This is a genomic window from Streptomyces chartreusis NRRL 3882 (assembly GCF_900236475.1).
GTDB classification, from domain to species: Bacteria; Actinomycetota; Actinomycetes; order Streptomycetales; family Streptomycetaceae; genus Streptomyces; species Streptomyces chartreusis_D.
Window position 1 is genome coordinate 6,231,981 of sequence record NZ_LT963352.1, and the last position, 21,622, is coordinate 6,253,602.

At 69.8% G+C, this 21,622-nt stretch carries 16 protein-coding genes; 5 read left to right on the top strand and 11 right to left on the bottom strand.

Features of this window, described 5'->3' with window-relative positions:
* Positions 1-73 precede the first annotated feature (73 nt).
* Positions 74-1,588 carry an alpha-N-arabinofuranosidase gene (locus SCNRRL3882_RS28170; RefSeq protein ID WP_010042338.1) on the top strand — a complete coding sequence of 505 codons (1,515 nt, stop codon included), beginning with the start codon at positions 74-76 and terminating at the stop codon, positions 1,586-1,588.
* A 10-nt stretch (positions 1,589-1,598) separates the two neighbouring features.
* Here the strand turns inward: SCNRRL3882_RS28170 and SCNRRL3882_RS28175 are convergent, their stop codons facing one another.
* Both SCNRRL3882_RS28175 and SCNRRL3882_RS28180 read right to left on the bottom strand, forming a co-directional pair.
* On the bottom strand, positions 1,599-2,678 hold the full coding sequence (locus SCNRRL3882_RS28175; RefSeq protein ID WP_158688423.1) for a hypothetical protein: 1,080 nt from the start codon (positions 2,676-2,678) through the stop codon (positions 1,599-1,601).
* A 117-nt stretch (positions 2,679-2,795) separates the two neighbouring features.
* Positions 2,796-5,774 carry a glycoside hydrolase family 35 protein gene (locus SCNRRL3882_RS28180; protein WP_010042343.1) on the bottom strand — a complete coding sequence of 993 codons (2,979 nt, stop codon included), beginning with the start codon at positions 5,772-5,774 and terminating at the stop codon, positions 2,796-2,798.
* Between the two features lie 81 nt (positions 5,775-5,855).
* Between SCNRRL3882_RS28180 and SCNRRL3882_RS28185 the strand changes: the two genes are divergently transcribed.
* Together SCNRRL3882_RS28185 and SCNRRL3882_RS28190 are read left to right on the top strand one after the other, a co-directional pair.
* Positions 5,856-6,314, top strand: coding sequence for an RrF2 family transcriptional regulator (locus tag SCNRRL3882_RS28185; protein WP_010042345.1), 459 nt, complete (start codon positions 5,856-5,858; stop codon positions 6,312-6,314).
* Positions 6,315-6,655: 341 nt separating this feature from the next.
* Complete coding sequence (locus SCNRRL3882_RS28190) at positions 6,656-7,309, top strand: DUF4360 domain-containing protein (protein WP_010042347.1); 654 nt, start codon at positions 6,656-6,658, stop codon at positions 7,307-7,309.
* 48 nt (positions 7,310-7,357) lie between these two features.
* Here the strand turns inward: SCNRRL3882_RS28190 and SCNRRL3882_RS28195 are convergent, their stop codons facing one another.
* On the bottom strand, positions 7,358-8,089 hold the full coding sequence (locus SCNRRL3882_RS28195; protein WP_010042349.1) for an alpha/beta fold hydrolase: 732 nt from the start codon (positions 8,087-8,089) through the stop codon (positions 7,358-7,360).
* Positions 8,090-8,461: 372 nt separating this feature from the next.
* Here SCNRRL3882_RS28195 and SCNRRL3882_RS28205 point away from each other — a divergent pair, with 372 nt between their 5' ends.
* Positions 8,462-9,442, top strand: a complete 981-nt coding sequence (locus SCNRRL3882_RS28205) for an arabinan endo-1,5-alpha-L-arabinosidase (RefSeq protein ID WP_010042351.1) — start codon at positions 8,462-8,464, stop codon at positions 9,440-9,442.
* Entirely contained in the window at positions 9,424-10,860 is a 1,437-nt protein-coding gene (locus SCNRRL3882_RS28210) for a family 43 glycosylhydrolase (protein WP_010042353.1), read from the top strand. Before SCNRRL3882_RS28205 ends, SCNRRL3882_RS28210 begins: the two co-directional genes overlap by 19 nt.
* 92 nt (positions 10,861-10,952) lie before the next feature.
* Here the strand turns inward: SCNRRL3882_RS28210 and SCNRRL3882_RS28215 are convergent, their stop codons facing one another.
* From SCNRRL3882_RS28215 to SCNRRL3882_RS28250, 8 genes are all read right to left on the bottom strand, one after another.
* On the bottom strand, positions 10,953-12,710 hold the full coding sequence (locus tag SCNRRL3882_RS28215) for a pyridoxal phosphate-dependent aminotransferase (protein WP_010042354.1): 1,758 nt from the start codon (positions 12,708-12,710) through the stop codon (positions 10,953-10,955).
* A gap of 162 nt (positions 12,711-12,872) precedes the next feature.
* Positions 12,873-14,021 carry an aldose epimerase family protein gene (locus tag SCNRRL3882_RS28220; RefSeq protein WP_010042356.1) on the bottom strand — a complete coding sequence of 383 codons (1,149 nt, stop codon included), beginning with the start codon at positions 14,019-14,021 and terminating at the stop codon, positions 12,873-12,875.
* A gap of 55 nt (positions 14,022-14,076) precedes the next feature.
* A complete protein-coding gene (gene mmsB, locus SCNRRL3882_RS28225) occupies positions 14,077-15,321 on the bottom strand; it encodes a multiple monosaccharide ABC transporter permease (RefSeq protein ID WP_010042357.1) in 1,245 nt (414 codons plus the stop codon).
* Positions 15,318-16,868: a multiple monosaccharide ABC transporter ATP-binding protein gene (gene mmsA, locus SCNRRL3882_RS28230; RefSeq protein WP_010042358.1), complete on the bottom strand. Its 1,551-nt coding sequence runs from the start codon at positions 16,866-16,868 to the stop codon at positions 15,318-15,320. Before mmsA ends, mmsB begins: the two co-directional genes overlap by 4 nt.
* Positions 16,869-16,912: 44 nt before the next feature.
* Positions 16,913-18,025, bottom strand: coding sequence for a sugar-binding protein (gene chvE, locus SCNRRL3882_RS28235; protein ID WP_418952375.1), 1,113 nt, complete (start codon positions 18,023-18,025; stop codon positions 16,913-16,915).
* A gap of 142 nt (positions 18,026-18,167) precedes the next feature.
* Complete coding sequence (locus SCNRRL3882_RS28240; protein ID WP_010042363.1) at positions 18,168-19,136, bottom strand: hypothetical protein; 969 nt, start codon at positions 19,134-19,136, stop codon at positions 18,168-18,170.
* Between the two features lie 111 nt (positions 19,137-19,247).
* On the bottom strand, positions 19,248-20,252 hold the full coding sequence (locus SCNRRL3882_RS28245) for a zinc-dependent alcohol dehydrogenase (protein ID WP_010042368.1): 1,005 nt from the start codon (positions 20,250-20,252) through the stop codon (positions 19,248-19,250).
* 61 nt (positions 20,253-20,313) lie between these two features.
* A complete protein-coding gene (locus SCNRRL3882_RS28250) occupies positions 20,314-21,477 on the bottom strand; it encodes a mandelate racemase/muconate lactonizing enzyme family protein (protein ID WP_010042370.1) in 1,164 nt (387 codons plus the stop codon).
* Positions 21,478-21,622 lie beyond the last annotated feature (145 nt).

The following is a 21,622-nucleotide window of genomic DNA, read 5'->3' on the forward strand; positions in this document are numbered from 1 at the left end:
CGCGTGGGCGCGACAAGCCACGAACCACCCGCAGCCGCCAGACAACAGAAACCACCCACCCCGAAAGGCGACCATGCACACCGCCCGCTTCACCCTCGACCCAGCCTTCACCGTCGGCGAGGTCAACCCTCGCCTCTTCGGCAGCTTCGTGGAACACCTCGGCCGCTGCGTCTACACAGGCATCTTCGAACCGGACCACCCCACGGCCGACGACAAGGGCCTGCGCCGGGACGTCCTGGACCTCGTCCGGGAACTCGGCGTCACCGCCGTCCGCTACCCCGGCGGCAACTTCGTCTCCGGCTACAAGTGGGAGGACTCGGTCGGCCCCGCCGAGGACCGCCCCCGCCGCCTCGACCTCGCCTGGCACTCCACGGAGACCAACCGCTTCGGCCTCTCCGAGTACATCGACTTCCTCCGCAAGATCGGCCCCCAGGCCGAGCCCATGATGGCCATCAACCTCGGCACCCGAGGCGTCGCGGAAGCCCTCGAACTCCAGGAGTACGCCAACCACACCGAGGGCACCGCCCTGTCCGACCTGCGCGTCAGCCACGGCGACAAGGACCCCTTCGGCATCAGACTGTGGTGCCTCGGCAACGAGATGGACGGCCCCTGGCAGACCGGCCACAAGACGGCGGAGGAGTACGGCCGGGTCGCCGCCGAGACGGCCAGGGCCATGCGCCAGCTGGACCCCGGCGTCGAACTCGTCGCCTGCGGCTCCTCCAGCCAGTCCATGCCGACGTTCGCCCAGTGGGAGGCGACCGTCCTGGAGGAGACGTACGACCTCGTCGACTACATCTCGCTGCACGCCTACTACTGGCCCGAGGACGGCGACGTCGACTCCTTCCTGGCCTCCGCCGTCGACATGGAGTCCTTCATCGACAACGTCGTCGCGACCGCGGACCACGTGGGCGCGCGCCTCAAGTCGAAGAAGCGGATCAACCTCTCCTTCGACGAGTGGAACGTCTGGTACCTGCCCGAGTGGGAGGCCCGTGCCAAGACCTTCGAGCAGGACGACTGGCCGGAGGCCCCGCGCCTGCTGGAGGACAACTACAGCGTCACCGACGCCGTCGTCTTCGGCTCGCTCCTCATCGCCCTGCTCCGGCACGCCGACCGCGTCACGGTCGCCTGCCTCGCCCAGCTCGTCAACGTCATCGCGCCGATCATGACCGAGCCGGGCGGCCCGGCCTGGCGGCAGACGACGTTCTTCCCGTTCGCGCAGGCGAGCAGGTACGGCCGCGGCCAGGTCCTCGACGTCCGGGTGGACTCGCCGACGTACGAGACGAAGAAGTACGGCGAGACGGACCTGCTGCACGCCACCGCCGTACGCGCCGAGGACGGCACGGTCACGGTCTTCGCGGTGAACCGCAGCCGCACCGACGCCCTCCCGCTCGACGTCGCCCTGAACGGCCTCGACCTCACGCGGGTCGTCGAGCACAGCGTCCTCGCGGACGCCGACCCCGACGCCCGCAACACCCTCGACGACCCCGAGCGCGTCGCCCCGCACCCGGGCGACGGCACGGCCCTCCGGGACGGCACGCTGAGCGCCGTCCTGGAGCCGCTGTCCTGGAACGTGATCCGGCTGGCGTGACGGCCCCCGGTCAGCGTTCGATGCGGGGCCGGGCGGTCGTGGACGGCGGGGGCGACGTCGTGCCGACCGCCCAGTAGCCGTCCGAACCGGGCACCGTCGCGAGGGCGTTCATGACGACGGGGGTCGTGGCCACCGGCCCCCGCTCGCTCACCCAGGCCGTGCCGTCCCAGCGCAGGTAGTGGGCCCGGGTCTGGTCCCAGAAGTCCCACCCGGAGATACGGTCGGGACGCCCCTGAGCGTCGCCCACGATGCCGGTCAGCACTCCCACGCCGAACGGTGCCGTGACGTACTCCCAACCGGTGCCGTCCCCGTGCAGCAGCCGGACGCCGGGGGGCTTGCCGGGCGGGCCGCCGACGCCGTAGTCGTAGCCCGTCATCCAGATGTCGTCGCGGGCGACCGGAAGCAGCCCGGTGAAGCCGGCCCGGATGCCGCCGGGCGTCGGCAGCACTGTCCAGGCCGCTCCGTCCCAGCGGGCGACGAGCTCGCTTCCGTAGACCCAGATGTCGCCACAAGGCGCGCGGTGGATGCCGTACGGCGGGATGGTGGTCGTGACCGGGGGCGCCTCCAGCCAGGTCCACTTGCCCCGGTGGCCGTGCAGCAGCACCGAGCCGTCGCTGTTCCGGCCGGAGACCCAGACGTGGCCCCGGGGGCCGGTCGCGACGGCGGCGAGGGACGTGCCCGGCGCCCCGCGCCTGGGGAAGTCGGCCTCCCGCCACGCCGGCCCGTCCCAGGCGAGCAGCCGGGCGGTGCCGGAGGTGTCGGTGCCGACGGCCCAGGCGGAGCCGTCGGACGCGGCGGCGACGGAGCCCAGATAGCCGCCGAAGCCGGTGCCCGTGCGCTGCCAGGCCGTGCCGTCCCACACGAGGGTCAGCGCCGTCCCCCGTGCGCTGCCGTAGCGGCCCTCCTCGCCCACGGCCCAGGCGAGGCCGGGGCCCGCTGCCGCCACGTCGAGCAACTGCGCGGCCGGGGCGGCCTCGGGGGCGGGGACGGCCTGCCACTCGCGGGTCTCACCCGGGAGACCGGGGGCCGCCCAGGCCGTTCCACCCCGCATCGAGGCGAGCCCGAGCCCGGCCCCGACCAATCCGCCCAATCCACCGATGAAACGCCGTCTTCGCACGAGGTTCCCCTCCCTGTCGGCAGCCCGGAAAGGCCAACACGGTGAACCAGCCTGCCGGAGAAGGCAATGCGCGCGGACGGCTCGATCCGGTCACACCGGTGTGACCGGCACCCCTCCAGCCGCGGCGCCCAGCAGCGTCAGCCGTACATCCCCCGGCCCCGACGGTGTGGTCCCGTCGGACAGCACCGCCAACGCCAGTGTGTTGGCGCCACGTGTACGGAGGATCCCGTTCGGCAGCACGAACGTGTGCTGGGGCCCCACGTCGTTGATGTACTGGCCCATGTTCCAGCCGTTGAGGAAGATCTGGACGCGGTAGGCCCGCTTCGGGTCGTCGTCGAGGACGAGCCCGATGGAGGCATCGACTCCGGGCTCGACATCGAGCCGGAAGTCCGTCCGGTACCAGGTGACGCCCTGCCGCCGGTCGGCACGCGGCAGTTCGGCGTCCTGCCAGTCCCCGTCGTCGTATTCCGGCAGGTGCCAGCCCTCGCGCTCCCCGTGCAGCCCCCCGTTGTTCATCGGCCCGCGCACGGGATCGGGCGCCGACGCGCCCTGGATCCGCCAGGTCACCTTCGGGGCGGCACCCTCGAAGGTGACGGCGGTCAGCCCACGCGCGGCCTTGTGCGTGTCGAGTGCCTTGCCGTCCATGTCGTGCTGCATCCGGCGGACGAGCACGGACAGCACGTGCCGGTCACCACGCTCGCGGCGGTCCTCACGGAACCTCTTCCGCAGGTCCTTCGGCAGGGCGAAGGTGGCCTTCGCCGTCCAGGTCCCCTGCCGTGCCCGGTCCCTGTCCGGCACCGGCATCCGGTGCGTGCCCAGCGGCTCGCCGTCCAGCCAGGCCATCAGCAGGCCCTGCGTGCCCGTGCTGTAGTCGAGGGACACGGACTCCAGGCCGTTCGCGTCCGTCCACTCGCCCCGGTACCAGACGTCGCCGTAGTGGAAGCCGTAGTCGTCGGCGAACAGGACCGGCTGCCCGTCGGGCACGGGCGTCGTGCTGAACGACGTCTTCCTGTCGGCCCTCGTCCAGCCGGAGTCGTCGAAGCCGGGCTCGGCCTCCGGGTTCTCGGTCCGCCGCCGCCAGCCGTCGAGGGCGGGCAGGGCCGGCGCGGTCACGCCGGCAAGCGGGCGGAGCGCCAGCAGACTGCCGGAGGCGCTGATCCGGGTGGGCACCGGGCGCCCGTTCCACGTGACATGGGTGATCCCGCGCGGCCCCCACACCTCCAGGCCGGTCTGGCCGGTGGTGTCGCCGGTGAGGTGGACCGTGGAGCCGCGCAGCGTGGCCGACCGCAGCAGGGCCGGGCCGTAGACGAGGAGCGGGCCGGACGGCGTCTCGTACGGCCACAGCCTGAGGGCCGTCGCGTCGTCGGCGAACAGCAGCAGCATCGGCGTGTCCACACCGTCGCCCTCGACCCGCACCCGGCTCAGCCCGCCGGCGCCGAGCGGAGCGGTCACGTACAGCTTGCCGAGGTTGTAGGCCCACGCGGGCTCCGCGTCCAGCCGCATGGGCGTCGGTTCGTCCGCGCAGTCCAGCACGACCTGCGCCAGATCGCCCCGCCGGCCCGCGAACACGGCGATGTCCTGCCGCCCGGCGGTCAGGCTCAGCATCGGCTGCACGGTGGCGTGCACCAGCGTCCGCTTCCCGAGCTTCAGCCCGGCGGCGATCAGCTTGGCGTCCCGCGCCGGGACCCTGACCGGCACGTCGATCCCGGCGTCCGGCAGCGTCGAGGACACCGCCTCGTCGGAGTCGTTGCGCAGGACGTAGAAGTGGGCGCCGGTGTCGGGGTTGGCCAGGTGGTAGACCTTGATCCGCTCGTCGGCGGCCCGTACCGCCTTCGCCCGGTTCAGCCTGGCGAGGTCCGGCACGTACCGCAGCAACTGCCCCATCTGGTGCATCGGGGCGAGCTTGGGCGTGGCGTTGCGGGCCTCGTCGAAGGCCGCGCCGTAGTCGTACGACGTGTAGACGACCGGCGCGGGCAGCCAGCCCCAGGAGGTGCCGCCGTACGTCATGTAGACGTTGTGCAGCGTGATGCCGTTGGCGAGGTTGGTGAGGTGGAAACGCCGCTCGTACGCCGCGTCCCGGGTCCGGCGCGCCTCGGCGTAGCCCTTCCCGTCGAACCAGGACCCGCCCCACGGGTCGAACCAGCCCCCGCCGAACTCGGGCAGGAACCCGGGCGTGCGCGGACTGGCCGTGGCCCCGCCCTTCGCCCCGCCGGTCCCGAAGTGCCCCCAGTCGGGCGGCACCTCGTCCGGCTCCGGATACCCGTCGAACCCGTACAGCCAGCGCCCCTTCTCACCGCCGGTGCCGAACGACCCGGGCACCCAGTACCCGTTGCGCCCCTTGTCGTTGTGGAACAGCGGCACGTCGATGCCGTCGGCGCGGACCTTCTCGTACAGGTACGACATGTAGGCGCGCCCGGTCGGCTCGTCGACGTGCGCGTCGTACTCGTTCTCGATCTGGTACAGCAGCACCGTGCCCGTGCCCCGCGTGAACAGTCGCTTGGCGACGATGGCGTTGACGGCGGACAGCCACTCGTCGACGTACCGCAGGTAGGTCGGGTCGGAGGTGCGGGCCGTGCCCTCGGTGGCGGTCAGCCAGCCGGGGAAGCCGCCGGCGTCGACCTCGGCGTTGATGTACGGGCCGGGCCGCAGGATCACGTACAGACCGGTCTCGGCGGCCATGCGCAGGAACAGGTCCAGGTCGCGCACACCGGTGAAGTCGTACCGGCCGGGGGCGGGGGAGTGGTAGTTCCAGGCGACGTACACGCTGACGGCGTTGTAGCCGTGAGCGCGCATCTTCTCCAGCATGTCCCGCCACAGGGAAGGGCTCGGCAGCCGGAAGGGGTGCAGCTCGCCCGACCAGAGGACGAGGCGCCGGCCGTCGACCAGCAGCGAGTACCGGTCGAAACCGACCTCGTGCCGCCTGCCGTCCGCGCCCGGTACCGGTGGCGGCGGGCCGGTGGGCACGGTGCGTGCCGGGTTGGCGGAGGTCGGCGACCCGCTGCCGGTCAGCGCGAAGCCGAGCGCCGCCGTGCCGGCGAGAGCGTGGAAGGTACGCCTGCTGAGCTCCAAGGGAGCGCCTCCTGTTGTGCTGCCGTGCCGTACGTGGTGCTGGTGGGTCATTGTCTACGGGCCGACCGCGACAATGGTCGTATGAGGATCTCGGCACGTGCGGACTACGCGGTACGAGCGGTCGTGGAACTGGCCGTCCGACAGGGCGAAGGGCCGGTCAAGGCGGAGGCCGTCGCCACCGCGCAGGACATCCCGCACAAGTTCCTGGAAGGGATCCTCGGCGATCTGCGCCGCGGTGGTGTGGTCGACAGCCGGCGCGGCGGGGGCGGCGGCTACCGGCTGGCGCGGGAGGCCTCGGAGATCACGGTCGCGGACGTGATCCGGGCCGTGGACGGGCCGATCGTCTCGGTGCGCGGCGAGCGCCCGACCGGCCTCGCCTACTCCGGCACGGCCGAGCCGCTGCTGCCGCTGTGGATCGCCCTGCGGGCCAATGTGCGCAGGATCCTGGAGGGCGTGACGATCGCCGACCTCGCGGCCGGCGCGTTGCCCGAGCCGGTGGAGCGGCTGGCCGCGGAACCGGCGGCCTGGGAGAACCCGTGACGGGCCGTGTCCGCGGGGGAGCCGGTGGGTGATCCTCATCGCGTCCTCGGGGTGTCCTGGGGCCGACGCACTGGTAACGCACCTTATGCGCCCGCCGGTACCGCTGGTGTCAACGGGGCCCGCGGGAACGGGCCCGGCGCCCCTTCTCCCGGTGTGATCGGGCCACTGTGAATGGCCGGAGACCGCCCTGGCCGACCTCCTCCGCCCTGCGTACGATGCGACCGCTCCCGGCCTTCACAGCTCCTCCATGGAATGGTCACGGGCTGGGCGCGCATGGGCTGTCGTCTTGACATGCTCATGCCTACTTCGTGTTCCACCCCCCACGAACGGATGGGAGAACCATGGCCGGTGGCCTGCTCCTGAGCGGCGCGGTAGCCGCGCTCCTCACCAGCGCACTCCCCGCACAATCCCCGTCCTCCGGGTTCGTCGACCCGCCCCCGGACAAGATCGTCATCAAGGTCGCCACGGTGAACGGCTCCGGCTGTCCGCAGGGCACGGCAGCGGTCGCCGTCTCCGAGGACAACACGGCGTTCACGGTCACCTACAGCGACTACCTCGCCCAGGCCGGCGGCGGCTCCGACCCGACCGCGTTCCGCAGGAACTGCCAGCTCAGCCTCATCGTGCACGTGCCCCAGGGCTTCACCTACGCCATCGCCAGCGCCGACTACCGAGGCTTCGCCTCACTCCAGCGCGGCGCGAGCGGCTCCCAGCGGGCCTCGTACTACTTCCAGGGCTCGCCCAGCACGGTGTCCAAGAACCACCCCTTCAGCGGCCCCTACAACGACAACTGGCAGGCCACCGACGAGACGGACTGGGCCCAACTGGTCTACGCACCCTGCGGAGTCCAGCGCAACTTCAACATCAACACCGAACTCCGGGTCAACGCCGGTACGCAGTCGGCCGACAAGGTCAGCTTCATGACGATGGACTCGACGGACGGGGACATCAGCACGGTGTACCACATGGCGTGGAAGGAGTGCCCGGGGAAGTCCTGACGGGATGAGGGCGGTCCACCGGGTCGTTGGGCCGGGTGGGCCGCCCCATCATGCGCTGTTGCCCAACTGCCGGGCGAAGCGGCGCACGGCATCGCTGAAGGCAACCGGATCGTCGAAGTTCGCGAGGTGCCCGGCTCTCGGGATCAGCTCGACGCGGGCGTGCGGATGCGCGCGGGCGAACGCCGCCTCGCCGGACCGGAAGACGCGGTCCTTCTCACCGTTCAGGATGAGCACCGGAGCCGCCACATGGCGCATCGCGCCCGCGTCGAAACGCCCCAGCACCTCGCCCCAGGCGGCGGGGAGGGTGTGAAAGGCGTAGCCGGACCGGATGGTGGCCTCGACCACCCCGGCCGGATACAGCCGCCGCAACAACGTGTCGTTCCACCCCGCCAGTCGATCCGCAGGCAGCCGCGGGACGAGCCCGGCGACCCACCGGTACGGCACCGCCCACGCCCCACGGGTCGAGGCACTGGCACCCGCGAGCACCAGCCCGCGCAACAGCTCCGGGCGAACCCGTGCGAACTCCAGCGAGGCGTACCCGCCGAGCGAGTGCCCGACGACCAGGGCCGGTCCGCAGCCGAGCGCGTCCACGGCGTCGGCGATGACCTCCGCGGCCGCCTTCAGGCTCCAGGCCTCGGTGGAGCGGGAACCGTGCCCCGGCAGATCGACGGCGGCCACGGGGAACTCCTCCCGGAGCGCGGCGAGCTGCGGGCTCCACTGCCCGGCGCTGAACCGCGTCCCGTGCACGAACACGATGGGCTGTCCCTCGACTGCCGTCATGATCCCCCGAATCGAACGACGCTCCTGCCGGACCGACCTTACGCCGACCCCCCGAACCCGAAAGCCGCTTGAGCTGCTGCCCTCGCTGGGCAAGGGTCTGTCCCCATGGACCTCCAGTGGCGGGGAAGCCCTCACCGGCAGCGTCCACATCCTCGACCTGCCGGATCCCGCCGCCGCCCGCACATTCGCCTAGTCGAGGTCGGCCGCCGGGCCCGAGCCCGGAGTTCGGTGGGCGGCGGTGACGAGCGGGGCCGGCGTTTCTCGCTGTGCGAACCATTGACGCGCAAGAGGTTCGATTCTACGGTCCGTTCGAACTTGCGATCGCTGTTCGGAATATCGGACGGCTGTCACCCCCACCGCAAGGAGGACCGTATGAGCCGCTCCATCCTGCGCAAGAGAACCGCCCTGCTCGCCCTCCCCACCGCAGCCCTGCTCGCCCTGATGCCGAGTGCGGCGTCCGCGTACCCCAACCCCGGCCGGGTCACCGGTGACATCGTCACCCACGACCCGTCGATGGTCCGCACCTCGTCCGGTCAGTACCTGCTCTACGCGACCGGCGGCGGCATCGCCAGCAAGACCAGCAGTGACCGCACCGCGTTCAGAAACGGCGCCGACGCCTTCTCCAGCCGGCCCGGCTGGTGGCGGAACTACTCCTCCGTCCCGGAGGCCTGGGCGCCGGACATCTCGTACCACGGCGGCAAGTACCTGATGTACTACTCCGTCTCGAAGTTCGGCTCGAACACCTCCGCCATCGGCCTCGCGACCTCCAGCACCGGCCAGCCGGGCAGCTGGACCGACCAGGGCACGGTCTACACGTCGAACTCCGCCAGCGACTTCAACGCCATCGACCCGAACCTCTTCGTGAACGACGACGGCAAGTGGTGGCTGTCCTTCGGCAGCTGGTGGACGGGGATCAAGATGATCCAGATCAACCCGTCCACCGGCAAGCAGCTCTCCTCCAGCACCACCCGCTACTCGCTGGCCTCCCGCCCCACCGGGACCAAGGCCGTCGAGGCGCCCTTCATCGTCAAGCGGGGCGGCTACTACTACCTCTTCGCCTCGTACGACGCCTGCTGCGCCGGGACCAGTTCCACGTACAAGGTGAAGGTCGGGCGCGCTTCCAGCGTCACCGGGCCCTACCGCGACAGGAACGGCGTCGACCTGATGAACAACGGCGGCACGCCCGTCCTGGAGTCGCACGGCAGCATCATCGGACCGGGCGGCCAGTCGATCCTGAAGGACACCGACGGCGACCTGATCGTCTACCACTACTACGACGGCAACGACAACGGCACGCCCAAGCTCGGCGTCAACCTCCTGAACTGGAGCAGCGGATGGCCCGTCGCCTACTGACCCTGCTGGCCGTCCTGCTGCTCGCCCTCACCCTCGGCCGGCCCACCGCGAGCGCCGCCTCGTTCGCCAACCCGGTCAAGTCCGTCAAGGGCGCCGACCCCTGGATCTCCTACCACGACGGCAACTACTACCTGGTGACGACCAGTTGGACCGACGTCATCACCATCCGCAAGTCCGCCACCCTCGCCGGGCTCTCCACCGCCCCCAGCGTGCAGGTGTGGAAGGGCGACGCCGCCTCCCGGTGCTGCAACATCTGGGCACCCGAGCTGCACTTCGTGGGCGGCCGCTGGTACCTGTACTACGTCGCCGGGCAGAACGTGTCCGACTACAACCCGACGCAGCGCAGCCACGTGCTGGAGAGCGCCGGCTCCGACCCCATGGGCCCCTACACCTACAAGGGGCAGCTCAACTCCGCCTGGATGCTGGACCCGAGCCTGATGAACGTGGGCGGCAGGCTGTACATGCTGGGCAGTGCGATCACGGGCGGTACGCAGAATCTCGTCATCGCCCCGATGGCCAACCCGTACACCGTCAGCGGCTCCTACTCGACGATCTCGACACCGACGTACGCCTGGGAGCGGCAGGGCGGCACCGTCAACGAGGGCGCGGAGGTGCTGCAACGCGGCGGCCGGACCTTCCTGATCTACTCCGCGAGCGGCTGCTGGACGCCCGACTACAAACTCGGGCAACTGGAGCTCACCGGCTCCGACCCGCTGTCCGCCTCCTCCTGGACGAAGAAGTCCACGCCCGTCTTCCAGCGCAGTGACGCGGCCGGCGTGTACGGGCCCGGCCACAACGGCTTCTTCACCTCACCCGACGGCCGCGAGAGCTGGATCGTCTACCACGCCAACGACTCCGCCTCCGACGGCTGCGACAACGGCCGTACGACCCGGGCCCAGAAGTTCACCTGGAACTCCGACGGCACGCCGAACTTCGGCACGCCCGTCCGGCTCGGGGCCTCCCTGCCCGGGCCGTCCGGTGAACCGGCGTCCGCCTCCACGACCTACACGGTCACCAACCGCAACAGCGGCAAGTGCCTGGAGGTCACCGGCAGCTCGTCGGCCGACGGCACCAACGTCGCGCAGTACACCTGCAACGGCGGTGCCAACCAGCGCTGGCGCTTGGAGGACCTGGGCGACGACACCCACCGACTGGTGAACGCCGCCACCGGCAAGGTCCTCGACACGGCCGACTGCTCCTCCGCGGACGGGGCGGACCTGCGCCAGTGGTCCTGGCTGAACAACACCTGCCAGCGTTTCCAGTTCGTCGCCACGGACGGTGGCTACGTCCGCATCGTCAACAAGGCCACCGGCAAGGTGGCAGACGTGGCCAACTGCTCGACGACGGACAGCGCGGACGTACGCCAGTGGTCCTGGCTCAACAACGCCTGCCAACAGTGGAGGTTGAACCCGGTCTAGTACGACGTCCCCAGGGGCGCGGGGAACTGCGCGATCAACCACGGACACACCCGCGCCCGCCCACTCACGGCAACTGCCTGCGGCGAGAGGGGCTACCCGGCCTGCCCCATCCCCGCAGCATTGGGCCAGGCCTGCGCCCCCGGCCACCCCGTAGCGGGCGCGGGCGAGAGCCCATTCGTCCCCCTGACCTGCGCCGCCGTCAACCCACCCCGCGCGGGAACCCCCGGCGGCGTGGGCCCGGTGGCCGCAGGGACCGGCGCCGGGGCCGGGACGGGCGCCTGCGCCACAGGGGCCAGCGGCGGGGCCGGCGCGGCCATGGGCTGTGGCGCCGGCGCCGGCTGCGGCACGGGCCGAGGGGCAGGCTGCGGCACAGGCTGGGGGACGGACTGCGGGGCAGGCTGGGGCACGGACTGCGGGACGGACTGCGGCATCTGCTGCTGCCCCATCTGCCCGAAGTGCCCAACCTGCCCCATCTGCCCGACCTGTGCTGCCGCCGGCATCGGCATCCCGCCACCCGCACCCGCCGGCACGGCGGACGCGGCGGCGGGGAGCGGCATACCGGTGCCGGCGGCAGCCGGAGCGGCGGCGGGCGCCGGAGCGCCGCCGCCGGTGGCCTGAGCGGCAAGGCCCCGCATGCCGGATCCGTTGGTCTCGCTCACCAGACGGTCCACTGCCGCCGTACCCGAGCTGTAGCTGGTCCCGTTGCCCAGCTCGGGTACGGCGGCTCCCCTCCTGGACGTCCCGTAGAGCACCTGTTCCAGGCCGGACACCAGGCGACGCACGTCCACCTGGGGGCGCACGACGAGACGCAGGAAGCGGCTGGACGAACCGATCTTGTTGCCGCACTCGCGGACCAGGATCCGGTGCTCGGTGAGCATCCGGTCCCGGACCACGGTGCCCTCGGCGCCCACGGGGAGGCGCACGAAGAGGAAGTTGCCCTGCGACGGGTAGACCGTCAGCCCGGGCAGGGAGGACAGCTGGCTGGCCATGTCGAGCCGGTCGCGCCGGACCTGCTGGAGGCTCTGCGCGTACTCGGCGCCGTGCTCCTTGAGCATGAAGACGACATGCTCGGCGAAGGAGTTGAGGTTCCACTTGGGCAGCATGGAGCGGACGCGCCCGGCGAGCGCGGGGTTGGCGACCAGGTAGCCGAAGCGGATGCCGTGCAGGCCGAAGTTCTTGCCGAGGCTGCGCAGCACGATGACGTTGGGCCGCAGCATCGCCTCCTGGACGACGGACGGCTCGGCCTCGGCGTCCGCGAACTCCAGGAACGACTCGTCGATGACGACCAGGTCGAGGTCGGCCATGGCGTCCATGAACTGGACGATGGCGTGCTTGTGCAGGAAGCCCCCGTCGGGGTTGTTGGGGTTGCAGATGACGGCGACGCGAGTGCCCCGGGCCCGGATGAACTCGGCGTACTGCGCGAGGTCGAGGGCGAAGCCGCTGGACTCCTGGAGCGGGAACATGTCGACCCGCTTGCCGGTCTCCATCGGCTGGTCCGTCCAGCGGCCGAAGGTGGGGACGGGGACGGCGAGGGACTCGCGGACGAGCAGGTGGTCGATCCAGGTGATCAGCTCGGTGGAGCCGTTGCCCATCGCCACGCACTGCGGTGGCAGCTGGAGCAGGCTGCACAGCTCGGCCGTGATGGTGTCGGCGCTGCTCGGGTAGTACGTGATGATGTCGCGGAGTCTGGCCGACATGTCGTCGAACATGGCCGGGGTGGGGAAGTACGGGTTGCAGGGGATACAGAAGTCCACCGGACCCGCGCCGTCGCCGCCCTCACGTGTCAACGCCGCCATCGACGGGCTGTGCGCCGCGGTGCTGCGGAACAGCGACGTGACGTTGTCGGCCATGGAACCTCCGTATAGGGCGGGTCCGTTGGGGACGGCCGGACCCGACGTTTAAGGGCGGCCCGCGCGGGGGAGCACGGGCCGCCCTTGATTACGGAGGCCACAGTGACACCGTTCAACCGTCGAGAAACCGGTCAGAACTTGTGTCCTGGATGTGAAGGCCTGTCAGCAGCCGAACGTGTGGATCGTCGACGTCCGGTACGTCTGCCCGGGCCGCAGCACCGTCGACGGGAACGACGGCTTGTTCGGCGAGTCCGGGAAGTGCTGCGTCTCCAGGCAGAGCGCGTCGCCCTGCCGGTAGGTGCGGCCGGACGGGCCGGTCAGCGTGCCGTCGAGGAAGTTGCCGGAGTAGAACTGCAGGCCCGGCTCGTTCGTGGCGATCTTCAGGGTGCGGCCGGAGGCGGGGTCGCGCAGGGTGGCGACGTGCTCCGGCCGGGCGGTGATGCCCTTGTCGAGGACCCAGTTGTGGTCGAAGCCCTTGGCGGTGACCAGCTGGGGGTGCGAGGTGCGGATGTCCCGGCCGATCGCCTTGGCGCGGGTGAAGTCGAAGGGAGTGCCCGCGACCTTGGCCAGCTCGCCCGTCGGGATCAGACCCGAGTCGGTGGGCGTGTAGCGGGAGCCGGCGATCTGGAGCTCGTGGTCCTCGATCGTGCCGCTGCCCTCGCCGGCCAGGTTCCAGTAGACGTGACTGGTGAGGTTGACGACGGTGGCCTTGTCGGTGGTGGCCTCGTAGTCGATGCGCCAGTCGCCGTGCCGGGTGAGCGTGTACGTCACCTTCGTCTTGAGCGTGCCCGGGTAGCCCATCTCGCCGTCGACGCTCGTGTAGTACAGGTACAGGCCGACGTCGGAGCCCTTGGTGAACGGCTCGATGTCCCACACGCGCTTGTCGAAGCCCTTGGCGCCGCCGTGCAGGCTCTGCTCGCCGTCGTTGACGGACAGCTGGTAGTTCTTGCCGTCGAGGGTGAACTTGCCCTTGCCGATGCGGTTGCCGTAGCGACCGATCAGAGCGCCGAAGTACGGGCTCTTGGCGACGTAGTCCTCGATGTTGTCGAAGCCCGCGCTGACGTTGGCGTAGCGGCCGCGGCGGTCGGGGATCTCCAGGGACTGGACGATGCCGCCGTAGGAGAGGACCTTCAGGCGGGTGCCGCCGTTCTCCAGCGACCAGCTGTAGATCTTGGTGCCGTCGGCGAGCTTGCCGAAGAGCGTCTTCACCGGCTTCCTGCCTCCCGTGGCGTGCGCCGTGCCGCCGAGCGTGGTGGCGGCCATTCCCGCCGCCGCGGCTCCCGCGATGACCGTGCGTCTGTTCAGTTCCATGTGTGCGGCTCCCGCATAAGGAGTGGGCCCCGCCTTCCGGCGGGGCCCAGGTGACTTACGAACCGACCTTGCGCTTGTTCCACACGTCGAACCCGACCGCCGCCAGGAGCACCAGGCCCTTGATGACCTGCTGCCAGTCGGTGCCGATGCCGACGAGGTTCATACCGTTGTTCAGCACGCCCAGGACCAGGCCACCGATGATCGCGCCGAGGACGGTGCCGACACCGCCGCTCATCGACGCACCGCCGATGAACGAGGCAGCGATCGCCTCCAGCTCGAAGTTGAGGCCGGCCTTGGGAGAGGCCGCGTTGAAGCGGGCGGCGAAGACCAGACCCGCCAGGGCCGCGAGCATGCCCATGTTCAGGAAGACCAGGAAGGTGACCTTCTTGTCCTTCACACCCGACAGCTTGGCCGCGGGCAGGTTGCCGCCGATCGCGTAGATGTGGCGGCCGACGATGGCGTTGCGCATGACGTAGCCGAAGCCGACGAGCAGCACGCCGAGGATGAGCAGCACGATCGGGGCGCCCTTGTAGCTGGCCAGCAGCATGGTCAGCGTCAGCACGGCGGCGGAGATCGCGACCAGCTTCAGCAGGAACAGCTTGGTGGGCGGGACCTCCAGGTTGAACTCCTGCTGCCGCTTGCGGTCCCGGACCTCCTGGAAGATCACGAAGGCGATCATCGCGAAGCCCAGCAGCAGCGTGAGGTTGTGGTAGTTGGTGTTCGGGCCGACCTCGGGCAGGAACCCGTTGGCCACCTTCTGCAGCCCGTCCGGGAACGGACCCAGGGTCTGGCCCTCCAGGAAGATCTCCGTCAGACCGCGGAAGATCAGCATGCCCGCCAGGGTCACGATGAACGACGGTATGCCGCCGTACGCGATGAAGAACCCTTGGATGGCACCCGCGACCGCGCCCACCGCCAGGCACAGCACCACGGCGAGCGGCCAGGGAAGGTCCTGTTTGACCATGAACACGGCGGCCATCGAGCCCACGAACGCCGTCAGCGAGCCGACCGACAGGTCGATGTGGCCCGCGATGATGACCAGCATCATGCCGATCGCGAGGATCAGGATGTAGCTGTTCTGGAGGACCAGGTTGGAGACGTTGCGCGGCAGCAGCAGGTCGCCGTCGGTCCACACGGCGAACAGCGCCACGATCAGGCCGAGCGCGATCAGCATGCCGTACTGGCGCATGTTGCGCCGCATGCCGTCCAGCACCAGCTGCAGGAGTCCGTCGCCGGTGGCCGCCCCTCCCTTGCCGGGCGGCGCGGGGGCCGGCGTCTTGGCGGTCACGTCCGTGCTCATCGGGTTACCTCTTTGTCCTTCGTCATCTGACGCATCAGCGATTCCTGGGAGGCCTCGGCCCGCGAGAACTCACCGGTCAGCCGCCCCGCGGCCATCGTGTAGATGCGGTCGCACATGCCGAGCAGTTCGGGCAGCTCGGAGGAGATGAAGACGACCGCCTTGCCCTGGGCGGCCAGCTGGTCGATGACCGTGTAGATCTCGTACTTGGCACCGACGTCGATGCCGCGCGTCGGCTCGTCCAGGATCAGCACGTCCGGGCCCGAGAAGATCCACTTGCTGAGGACGACCTTCTGCTGGTTGCCGCCGGACAGTTTCCCCACCGGCTCGAAGACGGTCGGCGCCTTGATGTTCATGGACTTGCGGAAGCCCTCGGCGACCTGCCGCTCCTCGTGCTCGTCGACCACACCGCGCTTGGCGACCTTGCCCAGGGCGGTCAGCGAGATGTTCCGGTTGATGGTGTCGATGAGGTTGAGGCCGTAGTGCTTGCGGTCCTCGGTGACGTACGCGATCCCGTGCTTGACCGCCTCGGGGACGGACTTCGTACGGATCTCCGTGCCGTCCTTGAGGACCGTGCCGCCCGCGTACCGGCCGTACGTCCGCCCGAAGACGCTCATCGCGAGCTCGGTGCGGCCGGCGCCCATCAGGCCCGCGATGCCGACGATCTCGCCGCGCCGCACCTGGAGGGAGACGTCGTCGACGACCTTGCGCTGCTGGTCGATCGGGTGGAACACGGTCCAGCCCCGGATCTCCAGGGCGGGCGCCACGCCCTCCTCGGGCTCGTGCGGCGACCGCTCCGGGAAGCGGTGCTCCAGGTCGCGGCCGACCATGCCGCTGATGATCCGGTCCTCGGTGGTCTCCGGGGCCTTCACATCGAGGGTCTCGATGGTCTGGCCGTCGCGGAGGATCGTCACCGAGTCGGCGACCTTCCGGATCTCGTTGAGCTTGTGGGAGATGATGATGGAGGTGATGCCCTGCTTCTTCAACTCCAGGATCAGATCGAGGAGTTTGTCGCTGTCCTCGTCGTTCAGGGCCGCGGTCGGCTCATCCAGGATGAGCAGCTTCACCTTCTTCGACAGGGCCTTCGCGATCTCCACGAGCTGCTGCTTGCCCACGCCGATGTCGGCGACGCGGGTGTCCGGGTGGTCGGAGAGACCGACCCGGCGCAGCAGTTCCGTGGCGTGCCGCAGCGTCTCGGTCCAGCTGATGATCCCCCGCGTGGCGTGCTCGTTGCCGAGGAAGATGTTCTCCGCGAGGGAGAGGTAGGGCACCAGGGCCAGTTCCTGGTGGATGATCACGATGCCGCGCTCTTCGCTGGCCCGGATGTCCTTGAACTGGCAGAGCTCTCCCTCGAAGAGGATGTCTCCCTCGTAGGTGCCGTGCGGATGGACGCCGGAGAGGACCTTCATCAGGGTCGACTTGCCGGCGCCGTTCTCTCCGCAGATGGCGTGGACCTCGCCCTGCCGGACGGTCAGGGTGACGTCCGACAGCGCTTTGACGCCGGGAAAGGTCTTGACGATCGAGCGCATTTCCAGGACGGGTCCCGCCATGGTCGTGCCTTCCAATCAGTGGTGTCGTCGGTCGGTGGCGGGGACTACTTGAGATCGGCTGCCGTGTGGTAGCCGGAGTCGATGACGACCTTCTGGTAGTTGGCCTTGTCGACGCTCACGGGCTTCAGCAGGTACGCGGGCACGACCTTCACGCCGTTGTCGTAGGTCTTGGTGTCGTTGAGCTCCGGCTTCCTGTCGTTCAGCGCCGCGTCGACCATGTCCGTGGCCACCTTGGCGAGTTCGCGGGTGTCCTTGAAGACGGTCTGGGTCTGCTGGCCCGCTTCGATCGACTTCAGGGAGGCGACCTCGGCGTCCTGGCCGGTGACGACCGGCAGCGGCTTGCTCTTGGAGCCGTAGTCGTCGGACTTCAGCGCGGAGAGGATGCCGATGGAGATGCCGTCGTAGGGGGAGAGGACGGCGTCGACGCGCTCGGTCTTGTAGGCCGAGGTCAGGATGTCGTCCATGCGCTTCTGGGCGGTGCCGCCGTCCCAGCGCAGCGTGGTGACCTGGTTGAGCTTGGTCTGGCCGGAGCGGACGACGAGCTGCTTCTTGTCGATGTACGGCTGCAGGACCTTCATCGCGCCGCCGAAGAAGTAGCGGGTGTTGTTGTCGTCGTTGGAGCCGGCGAACAGCTCGATGTTGAAGGGGCCCTTCTTGGAGCCGTCCTTCAGGCCGAGCTTCTCGACGATGTAGCTGCCCTGGAGCTCGCCGACCTTCTCGTTGTCGAAGGAGGCGTAGTAGTCGACGTCCTTCGTGCCGAGGATCAGGCGGTCGTAGGAGATGACCGGGATGTTGGCGTCCTTGGCCTGCTGGAGCACGTTGTTCATCGACTTGTTGTCGATGGCCGCGATGATCAGCGCCTTGACGCCCTGCGTGATCAGGTTCTCGACCTGGGAGACCTGCTGGTCCGGGTCGTCCTCGCCGTAGACCAGCTTGGCCTTGTAGCCCTTGGCTTCCAGGTTCTTCTTGACGTAGTCGCCGTCGAGGATCCAGCGCTCGGAGGACTTGGTCGGCATCGCGACGCCGATGGTGCCTCCCTTGGCGTCTCCCGCGCCCTCCTTGCTGCCGCCCTCGCCGCTCTGGCCGCAGGCGGACAGGGTCAGGGCGAGGGACGCGGCTCCGGCTATGGCGGCGAGAGCGGCTCTGCGGTTACGCATGATGATCATCCTTGATCTGTGTGCAGGGCTCGGTCTGGGAGGCGCGAAGTCGCTCCGGGTGGTCGTGCCGGAAAGACCGAGAAGAGATGTGTGGGATTGTGGTCGGCTGTGTCTTCTTTTGTGAAGCTGAGTTTCCGGAACGTTATGCCGAGATTTCGAACCGTTGCAGATCGCCCGGCAGTCGCGACCCGAGCGGCGCCATGTCGCCGTCGGCGCCGTGGCGGGCCAGGAGGTCCAGGGCGAGCCGGCCCCGCCGCACGCGTTCCTTGGCCGTGGCCAGGGTGAGTTCGCGCATGTGGTGCCCGTAGGGGTAGATCCCGGGCGCCTTCGACAGGCCGAACTTCAGGTAGAGCGGTGCGCCGCGCCGGATGAGCTCGGCGACCTCGTACATCCGGACGTAGCCGCCGAGGTCGTCGGGGGCCTCGATGTACATGTCCATCGGAGCGCCGGAAACCCGGCGGATCTCGGTGAGGTGATCGAGCGTCAGGTCGCTCGGCACGTTGACGGAGTCGGCGCCGAGGCGCTCGTACACCGCGTACGCCGCCGGGTTGACGGGCCCGATGAGCGCACTCACCTTGAGGGTCGTGTCGGCCGGGATGATGCCGGCCGCGCGCGCCCGGTGCAGCGTCCACAGCACGCCCTCGTCGGCGACGAGCAGGCACTTGACGCCCAACTCCGTGGCCCGCACGGCGTCTTCGACGCAGCCGGCGACGGCGTCGTGGCCGCGGGCTCTGAGGCCCCCGCCACGCGAGTCGGTACGCGTGGAGCCGCCGATGTCCCACGTGCCGCGCGGGCCGGTGAACAGGCAGAGCTCGATGTCGCGTTCGGCCGTCGCCTCGACCATCTCGGTGATCTCGGCGTCGGTCAGCATCCACACGCCGCTGCCCTGGCTGATCCGGTGGATCGGCACGTCCAGCCGCGAGGCCTCCTTCAGGACCACCGCCAGCGCCTCGGGACCCTCGCACGAGGGGATCTCGGTGCGCCAGCGGCCGCCGCCGGGGAAGGAGTGCGGCGAGGCGTCGGCGGGGTCGAGGGCGGGCGCGCTCAGGCCCAGCGTGGTGAGCGCCTGCTCACCGGGCCTACGGGCTGCCGTGGCGGAAGCGTCGGTCACAGGAAAGTCCTTCGGTTCGATATTTCGGACGAGGTTCGCGGCTCTGGGTAGGGCAAGGCTGGGTGTACGCCGGTACGGGAGCCGTCAGGTTGCCCCCGTACCGGCGTACGTCTAGGGGCGGAGCAACACCTTGCCCACCTTCGGATCACCGGCTCCCACCAGCTCGATGGCCTGCGAGAAGTCGGCGAGCGGCAGCTCGTGCGTCACCAGCGGCAGTGGGTCGAGCAGACCGGCCGCGAACACCCGCACCGTGTGCGCCCAGGCGTCCGGCGGAGCACCGAAGACGGTGTGCACCTCCAGTTGCCGTACGACGAGATCGGTCGGGTCGAGACCGTCGGCACCCGGCGCCGGGATACCGGTCAGGACCAGCCGGCCGCCGCGTCGGAGCAGGGCGGCGGAGATCCTGGCGGCGTCCGCGGAGCCGGCCGTCTCGATCACCACGTCGAAGTCGTCCGGGAGATCCTGGTCCTTCGTCCGGAAGTCCGTCGCGCCGTACTGCCGCGACAGCGCCTCGCGGTCCCGGCGGGTGCCGACGACCAGCAGCTCGGCCGGCGAGTTCGCCTTCAGGAACTGCACGGCGAACATGCCGAGGGTGCCGGTGCCGACCACCGCGACGCGCTCGCCGGGCTGTGCGTTCCCCTTCAGCGCGGCCGCCGCAATACAGGCGGCGGGCTCCAGGAGGGCCGCGGCCGTGAGGTCGCAGTCGTCCGGGAGGGCGTGCAGGAGACGGGCGGGGAGCGTCAGCGTGGCCGCCATCGCGCCCGGCTGGGTGAACCCGGTCTCCTCATAACCGGCCGTGCACAGGGTCGTGTCGCCCGCGTGGCAGCGGTCGCAGACCTGGCAGTTGCGGAAGCCCTCACCGACGACCTTGCGGCCGACGAGGGACTCGGGGACACCGGCGCCCACCGCCTCGACGGTCCCGGACCACTCGTGGCCCGGGGTGAGCGGGTAGCGCACGTAGCCCTCGGGGCGGTTGCCCTGGTAGACCTCGCGGTCGCTGCCGCAGATGCCGGAGGCGTGGACGCGCACCAGTGCCTCGCCGGCCTCGGGCCGCCGGGGCTCGTGCGGGACGAGGCGGTGCTCGCCCGGGGCGTCGATCACTACCGCGGTGCTCACGTCGCTCCTCCGGGTTTCGAAGCTTTCGGTTGCCGGTTCCGGGTTTCCGGGGACCGGAGGGTCACTGCGTGCCCTTGGGCTTGCGCTGCTCCCAGCCGTCCGCCCAGAGGTCGAAGCGGGCCTGCTGCTGCGGGAACTCGGCGGCGGCGTCGACGTCCAGCTCCACGCCCAGACCCGGGGCGTCCGAGAGGTGGAAGCAGCCGTCCTCCGGGTTCACCTGCGGGGCGCCCTTGATCACCTTCTTGATCTCAGCGTCGGCGAAGTCGTTGAAGTGCTCAAGGATCTTGAAGTTCGGGGAGGTGAAGCCGACCTGGAGCGATGCGGCGGTCAGGACCGAGCCGCCGACGTTGTGCGGGGCCACCAGCATGTAGTGGGTCTCGGCCGTCGCCGCGAGCTTCCTGGTCTCCCAGATTCCACCGATATGGCCGACGTCCGGCTGGATGATGTCCACGGCCTGGCTCTCGAAGAGCTCGCGGAACTCGATCCGGTCGTGGATGCGCTCACCGGTCGCTACCGGCATGTCGACCTTGGCGGCCACCTTCTCCAGGGCCTTGAGGTTCTCCGGCGGGACCGGCTCCTCCAGCCACGCCGGCTTGAACGGCGCGAGCTCCTTGGCCAGGCGTACGGCCGTGGCGGGGGAGAAGCGGCCGTGCATCTCCAGCATCAGCTCGGCCTCGGGGCCGATGGCGTCCCGGACCGCCTCGATCAGGGAGACGGCGTACAGGGTGTCCTTGTGGTCCAGCTCGAAGTGCCCGGTGCCGAAGGGGTCGATCTTGAGCGCCCGGTAGCCCCGCTCCATGACCCCCTGGGCCGCCTTGTGGTACGCCTCCGGGGTGCGCTCCGTGGTGTACCACCCGTTGGCGTACGCCTTGACCTTGTCGGTGACCTTGCCCCCCAGCAGCTGCCAGACGGGGACGCCGAGGGCCTTGCCCTTGATGTCCCAGCAGGCCATCTCGATCACGGCGATGCCGGACATCACGATCTCGCCGGCGCGGCCGTAGTCGCCGTACTTCATCCGCTTGACGAGGTCCTCGACAGCGAAGGGGTCGGAGCCGAGAATGTGGTTGACCTCAGCCTCCTTCAGGTAACCGAGAAGGGCGTCGGTGTGTCCCAGCATCCGGGTCTCGCCGACTCCGGTGATCCCCTCGTCGGTGTGCACCTGGACGTACGTCAGGTTGCGCCACGGCGTCCCGACCACGTGTGTGCTGATTCCGGTGATGCGCACGGCGGTTTTCCCTCGCAGCTTCGTCGGCTCGGTTCGTCAGTCATTCAGTTCGACGTGTTCGATATTTCGGCACACGTTCGAAATGCTGGCGTGACAGTAAGGACGGGGCGGTGGGGGTGTCAATGGGTCGCGCGCATAACGGTTT

Coding starts and splice junctions, on each gene's coding strand:
- SCNRRL3882_RS28170 (WP_010042338.1), top strand. CDS start 74: ATGCACACCGCCCGCTTCACCCTCGACCCAGCCTTCACCGTCGGCGAG.
- SCNRRL3882_RS28185 (WP_010042345.1), top strand. CDS start 5,856: ATGAGGATCTCGGCACGTGCGGACTACGCGGTACGAGCGGTCGTGGAA.
- SCNRRL3882_RS28190 (WP_010042347.1), top strand. CDS start 6,656: ATGGCCGGTGGCCTGCTCCTGAGCGGCGCGGTAGCCGCGCTCCTCACC.
- SCNRRL3882_RS28195 (WP_010042349.1), bottom strand. CDS start 8,089: ATGACGGCAGTCGAGGGACAGCCCATCGTGTTCGTGCACGGGACGCGG.
- SCNRRL3882_RS28205 (WP_010042351.1), top strand. CDS start 8,462: ATGAGCCGCTCCATCCTGCGCAAGAGAACCGCCCTGCTCGCCCTCCCC.
- SCNRRL3882_RS28210 (WP_010042353.1), top strand. CDS start 9,424: ATGGCCCGTCGCCTACTGACCCTGCTGGCCGTCCTGCTGCTCGCCCTC.
- SCNRRL3882_RS28215 (WP_010042354.1), bottom strand. CDS start 12,710: ATGGCCGACAACGTCACGTCGCTGTTCCGCAGCACCGCGGCGCACAGC.
- SCNRRL3882_RS28220 (WP_010042356.1), bottom strand. CDS start 14,021: ATGGAACTGAACAGACGCACGGTCATCGCGGGAGCCGCGGCGGCGGGA.
- mmsB (WP_010042357.1), bottom strand. CDS start 15,321: ATGAGCACGGACGTGACCGCCAAGACGCCGGCCCCCGCGCCGCCCGGC.
- mmsA (WP_010042358.1), bottom strand. CDS start 16,868: ATGGCGGGACCCGTCCTGGAAATGCGCTCGATCGTCAAGACCTTTCCC.
- chvE (WP_418952375.1), bottom strand. CDS start 18,025: ATGCGTAACCGCAGAGCCGCTCTCGCCGCCATAGCCGGAGCCGCGTCC.